Source organism: Pseudomonas sp. (genome assembly GCF_050739655.1).
Lineage (GTDB): Bacteria > Pseudomonadota > Gammaproteobacteria > Pseudomonadales > Pseudomonadaceae > Aquipseudomonas.
Window position 1 is genome coordinate 1 of sequence record NZ_JBOIBY010000652.1, and the last position, 6,236, is coordinate 6,236.

5 protein-coding genes are annotated in these 6,236 nt (G+C 53.2%); all 5 read right to left on the reverse strand.

Annotated features, from left to right (window positions below; genetic code table 11):
• Positions 1-686 (reverse strand): molecular chaperone (locus tag ACRESJ_RS31105; protein WP_431761324.1); only part of this gene is annotated, 686 nt, incomplete at its 3' end.
• A gap of 59 nt (positions 687-745) precedes the next feature.
• Positions 746-1,966: a hypothetical protein gene (locus ACRESJ_RS31110; RefSeq protein WP_431761325.1), complete on the reverse strand. Its 1,221-nt coding sequence runs from the start codon at positions 1,964-1,966 to the stop codon at positions 746-748.
• A 50-nt stretch (positions 1,967-2,016) separates the two neighbouring features.
• On the reverse strand, positions 2,017-4,539 hold the full coding sequence (locus ACRESJ_RS31115; RefSeq protein ID WP_431761326.1) for a TcfC E-set like domain-containing protein: 2,523 nt from the start codon (positions 4,537-4,539) through the stop codon (positions 2,017-2,019).
• 104 nt (positions 4,540-4,643) lie between these two features.
• A complete protein-coding gene (locus tag ACRESJ_RS31120; protein ID WP_431761327.1) occupies positions 4,644-5,138 on the reverse strand; it encodes a CS1 type fimbrial major subunit in 495 nt (164 codons plus the stop codon).
• A 431-nt stretch (positions 5,139-5,569) separates the two neighbouring features.
• Positions 5,570-6,236, reverse strand: a 667-nt coding sequence (locus tag ACRESJ_RS31125; RefSeq protein WP_431761328.1) for a fibronectin type III domain-containing protein, incomplete at its 5' end; no start/stop codon positions are given.

Sequence of the window (6,236 nt, forward strand, 5' to 3'; positions counted from 1 at the left end):
CGATAGACTCGACCCGCTTGTTTGTCGAACGCAAAATCATGACCTGGAATCAAGTGTACTTTTTGGGTCGGCTTGCAATCGTCTTCGTTCTTGGCCGCGCAGTCCTTGAACGAGTCGATGACTACTACGCTATTGCCATTGTTTTTCAACTGATAGCGACCAGCAGTGTTGTCTATTTGGGTATCAAAACGGGTAGTGGCCGGGCGAACAAAAAACACCATGCCATAACCGGCCATTACGTTGAAACCGGCAGATATTTCCTTTTCATAAGTTTCACGATCAGTGTCCGAGACGGCGAACTTGTCTTCTTTTTCGGGAACGACGGGTAAAAAGCGAACCCGAAAATAGCGTTCCTTACTACGATCGCCGGTATACAGCAGGCGAGTACCCTGGGTTCCTTTGGCCGGGACGATCAGCCTGGCCGGGCTGGCGACCAGACCGTCACGGGTACTGCCATCGACACTCTTCAAGGGCTCTTCGCGGGATTTTCCATTCTGCTGATAAAAAATCTCCTTGATCTCGACCTTGACGAACGCCGTTGAAGTACCACCGTTATGGATACGTTTCAGGTATGTACTTTGATTGCTCTTCATAAAGTCATAGAAGGTACCAATTTGCAGGCTGGGGCCGGCCTGTGCACACAGACTGAAAAAAAATGTGCACAACAACATATAAATAGATTTCATGAGATAAAGCCTCGTACGGGGACAACAGCCTGAGTAAGCCTCAGGCTTTGCTACTGCGATTAGATATCGGAATCAAAAGTTATATTAACGGTTCCTCGGTAACTGCTATCGTCATGCATCGTTGCAACTGAATCTTTCGGCACTTCAAAATGCAGCAGGCTAGGCTCTCGAGTGGGCGACCCTGCTGGCATTAAATGCTCCAACCCAGCCCCCCCTATCGTCAGAGGACGCCGTACTACCGGCTGGCCTGTACCGTCTACCCAAGGACTTGGCAGGCTGACACTGATATCGACAGGTACATCGTGGGAACCGTTGCTGATCAGACAGGTTCCAGTTCCCGCTTGACTACAACTGAGATCCATTTTAAACGGCGTAGAAGTCAAGATGAAAAACCGCAAGTCACCCAATAGTTTCTCGGGTCGTCTTCCATGATTGATCCACTCCATCCAGCCTCCCTTGGGCGCCAGGGCAACACTGTCGGCGGACATTTTGACGTTGACGTCCTGCTTTACCGCCAGGTTTAAATTGAATGTCATTGCAGCGTCATTGGGGGTCAAGGCCCCCATATCGAAATCACCTCTGGTGGAGTAAGTATACGACCCTTGATAGTCGCCAGTTATCAATTGTTCCGGTCGAACGGCTCGCAACTCATAATGCACATCGAGCCTTTGCAACGACATGCCGGGAATGTTGTATTTCGGACTCCTTGAGCAAGTGGTGACGTGCTGGGGTGTCAACCAAAATGCCGTAAAGTCTGTTCCATTAGGATCAGCACCTTGGGAAGTACCATTGACTTGCTGGCAGGGAGCAGTTGCCTCAGCCCACGAGGGTTGCCAGAGATAGGCGTGATAATCAAATACAGGCAATTCCCCCGGATGTCCGATTATCGACTGCGCTGTATTACTCAAGCGATAACGGGTCCCCACTCCGGCAATGCGAATTTCGACCTCCGCCGTTGCCCCAGGAACCACCGCATGTTGGACAGTAAATCGACGCCATGTCGCCGGAAAGCCAAAGGGGATCACACCATCTTTTGGAATGCCCGCTAACGACATAAAAGCAATAGGAAAGCTGTTACTTCGTATTCCCCTACTGTTGCAATTACCCGGAAATTCCGTGCAGTACCCGGTGACAGGTGTGTTATTGATAATCTGCGCGATTCCCGGATTAATCGGATCCGGCCTGATCTCGGCTTGTACGTCCAATACAGCGGCATTGGCTAAACTTGCAAACCCGCAAAGTGCCGATCCCAGCACCAGACGGTTGATTAACTCGTTCATTTGACTGTCCTGTGTACGCCATGTTCTCACTGCTGTTGTATAAGTACCCATCAACTGGCTTTCTCAGACTTATAAGCAGCGTCGGCCAAGGTGTCCGGATGACACCGCAGATCCCCTACCATCAGCACATCATTCTCTCGACGCTGGGAGGCTGGATCGAGCCTGAACTGGCATAACAACTGACTGTCGTGCCGCACTTCGAGTGTAGGAGAGTTCTCACTAAGTTCCATTGAAAAGAACCCATCGACTTCGCTGACGCCACGACTGGCATGGTTGATGACGTGATGGCCTTTCAAAGGTTTTCCACTGGCATCCAACAGGCGTCCCATCACGGTCACGGTCTTCAGAATGCGCACCTGGCGATAATCCACCCCTCCCTTGTTCAAGTGATAGGTGGTGCGCGCAGGCTGGATTGCCGCCGCGGGAACATCAGTGCCCTTGAAATCAAAATTCACCGTGCCGTTCTTGTATGCCGAAACGGGAATGAAATTGCGCCCCGGCCGCAATGTGGCATGGGTACCGGCAAAGTCGTCGGCCCGCAACTCGATATCATCGAGATCGCTCTCGACATCGACGATCATTCCCGCCTCTCCGGTCGAGGTCTGGCTACTCAATACAAGTTTTTTGCCACTGACCGCCAAGGTACTGTCCAGATTCAAACCGCCGCTGATCTGACCGTTGTAGGAGGAACGTTGCGCATGCATCGAACCGCTGACCTGGTCGGTCTTGAAATCAGCCGTGCCCGCCTGACCTGTCCCGTACACGTCTCTACTGACGGTTGCAGAAACACTTTGCAGGACGTGATCCTTGAGGTCTCGACGATAGGTAACGGACGCGTTGGGGTCCCGTCCACCGTCACGCGATGTACGTTGACCAACGCTGCCGGTCACCTGGTGACCGTCGGACCCCAGAGCCATGCGCAGGCTGATATCGATCCCGCGGTTGCGCTGGTCGGCAGTGCCAACCGTACCCGGTCGATCGAACACCGCCACGCGCCAGTCCGCGCTGTTGCCGAACAACTGTGCGTTGCGGGTCCAGCTCAGGTCTACGCCCAATCCTTCGCTGTAACCCTCGCTCTGGGACACTTGCGCACTGAGCGAACTCTTGCTGTTCAAACGATGATTCAGCGACAGCGAAGTATTGCTGGTCTGTCCGTTGTAGGTGTTGCGTTGACGGATGTGCGTCCCGTCCGGCAGCACCTCGTAAGTGTTACGGGTGTCCAGCCAACTGCGCTGATGGCGCAACACCACACTGCCGCCGTTGTAGCGATGCACACCTTGCACCTCCATCCCCGTGCCTTCGCCCTTGGTCTGGGAAAGACTGGTGTAAAGGGAAGTTTTCTCGCCCACCGTCCAGTCGGCGGAGGTGCCCAACTGCATCTGCTCCTTGACCTGACGGGCGGAAAGCCCCAGGACAATTCGCGGATGCAGCAAGAAGTTAAAGGCTGCGCCTGCCGTCAGATCACCGTCATCGCGCTCCTGCCAATTGCTGAACAGTTTGCTCTCGCGACCGGCGAACAGGTTGTAGCGCCAGCGATTTTCCGGGTTGCGCCAGTTATTGGGCTTGTAAATAAGCTCTGAAGTGGTGGTAATCACTTGACCGTCCTCGACCAGGCGTACTTCCACTTCGTAGATTCCACCGGGCAACGGACGCGTATCCAGCGTCTGCAAACCGCTCGCCACCTGCTGACTGTTGATCAGCACACCGTTGCGATAGATTTCCACCATCGCTTGTCGGTTGGCGGTCACCGTAATGGGATAGAGACTAGGGTTGGCGTTGTCGATCGCCAGGCTATCGGAACTGCCATACATCAGACCCATTACCGTGTCGGGACCTCGCCCGATGGTGCGCACAGACCGAGTCAGACCTTGGACACTGGGCGTGAAATACCCGGCACGGATGAAGCGGCCCTCCAGTTCCCGTTGGGTATGCAGTTCATGGACAGCATGCTTGATGCCCGTGTCCATCCCTGACATACGCGACAGCTGAGCATTGAACGTGTTCGTCCAGTTGCCCAGGCTCGCGCTGGCCTCCAGGCCATAACGGCCGGCGATATTCTGCTGCTGACCACCGCTGATATTCAGTTGATTGCGCACAATCATGCCGTGGCTGCCGCCTTCAGGCTGATCATGAAACAGTCGGGTCTGCGGATCGCGCTCGGCGTTCGCCGTCACCAACGACACCATGGAATCTTCCAGGCTGTAGTGAACCGACTGCAATTGCCGAGGGCAGCCACTTTTACAGGCACCCAACGCCACTCCCTGCGTCAAGAAAGCGGCCCACTCATCACGCTCGCTCGACGCAAGGTCACTGTTGCGTGTGTCGGTAAAGTTGATCAGCGTCACTCGCTCATCGCGGGTCAACAGGATCATGGCTTCACCCAGAAACTGTCGATCGACTTCGACGCGAACAGCCAACGGAACATCAAAGAAAAACTCATGAAAATCTGCAGGCAAACCTTCAGCCTGCTGGAGCAAACTTACGGACTTGTTCGCAGGCTTGCTTTCACTGGCAAGCGCACCTGCGCAAATAATAAGCGCAAGCGCCCCTGCGATAGGAGTCGTCGGAAACATTGATCAACATCTCAAGTTAGCGCTTGCATCTGCAAGAAAGAATGCGACCGGCTACGCCGGCCACATGAAGGACATCCTGTCAGTTAGAACTTATCCAGCAACCATCAAGGCGCGTCGAACATCACACTAACGTTTCCGGTGTAGTTACCTTCCTGATATTTGCCGCTCGGTTCAACTGGCTGAATGCTCAGGGGAACGATGATTTCTGAGGGCGCACCACCAGCAGCGATAACGTCTACGTCGCTGCCCACAGTCAACGCAACGTTATTGAACTTGACGTTCAACTCAATCTCGTTTGCGCCAGAGCTCAAGACCGCTGGGGCCAGCAGAGTTGCCTTGATGGCAGGGGCGGTGCCAGTGGCAACGGAGCTTTTAGCCCTGAAGTCACGGCTGATGCCTTCCAGCTGGGAAGTTGTATTATTCCAGAGCAATTGCTGAGGATCTCTTACAGTGTCGTGGCTGACTGGCTGCACATAAAAGTCGGCGCTCGGAATATCAGCGACAACTTGAATGTTGTGAGTTTGTGGAACAGCCAGGGCAGCCGAGGAAACAAAAGCCAAAGCAAGCACCGGGGCAGACATTGCAACTTTCTTGAACATTGGATTCACCTTTAAACATCGGATTAATAGTGCGTGCTTTGGCCAAGCGACGAAAGTCAGGCACCGGGTTGTTGATCAACACCAGCAAATAGGGTGTTGCGTTTCAACGGCGCGCATCTTCTCGTTTTCCGTAGGACCGGTATGCAAGATCTATCCGAACATTCTGTAGGATAAATCTCTGCCGCTTAAACACTTTCGCGCGCGAATAATGAAAGAGGGCCGAATGCTGTCGGCCTGATGCGCAAGTGGTGTCGGTGAGTGTTCATCAAGGAGGCAGGGCGGGAGATGCCGGGGATGAAAGAGGTCTTTTAGGTGGAAATCCATCGGGTGATCATCACCCGTTTGATGCGCCTCTACCGGCGCACAAAAAAAATCCCGATGCACAGGCATCGGGACTTGCTTAAACGCATAGAAACACCCGCATCGGAGCGTTACCGCTTGCCCTTCTCAGGAACACCTTGCGCGGGATAATGGACTATGATTCGATTCGATAGATTACCGGCCTTATCGGTAGCCGTCACGCCAAATTCATACCGTTTCCCCGATTCCAGGCCGGTAACAGCAAACTCGAGTTCTTTCGTACGTCCCAATTCACTTCCGTCTTTGTCGACAATATAAGTGACATCCTTAGAACTGTCGGACGACTCATCCCAACTCACGGTAATAGCAGGATTCGAGGTTCTCACGTTCGAAGGGTCTGTGGGTGCTGTGAGGTCTTCAAAACTAACGGTAACACACAGAGGGTCCGAATAATTGAACTCCTCATCAACAGTGCGAATACAATAATGATGGTCGCGTCCTTCCTGCGGAGTGGTATCTCTAAAAGGGGGCTTATCTACTATATCGAGCAGCACTCCATCTCGTTTAATTTCATAGCGCGGCTCGCCGACTGAAACTCCCCCCCCATTCCAAAAAAAAGAAACTCCGTCGGGCCGATGGTCGAAAGGAGTAAAATGATCTGGCGGAGAGGGGTTAACCACTAATAACGTTTTGAAAGGTAACAGAACCAGCTGGCCACCCGTCGTAATAGCTTGAAAAGCATATGCTCTATCTGGGGCCAAACCAGTTTTCGTAATAGTATGCGCACCTACAGTGTAC

Coding starts and splice junctions, on each gene's coding strand:
- ACRESJ_RS31110 (WP_431761325.1), bottom strand. CDS start 1,966: ATGAACGAGTTAATCAACCGTCTGGTGCTGGGATCGGCACTTTGCGGG.
- ACRESJ_RS31115 (WP_431761326.1), bottom strand. CDS start 4,539: ATGTTTCCGACGACTCCTATCGCAGGGGCGCTTGCGCTTATTATTTGC.
- ACRESJ_RS31120 (WP_431761327.1), bottom strand. CDS start 5,138: ATGTTCAAGAAAGTTGCAATGTCTGCCCCGGTGCTTGCTTTGGCTTTT.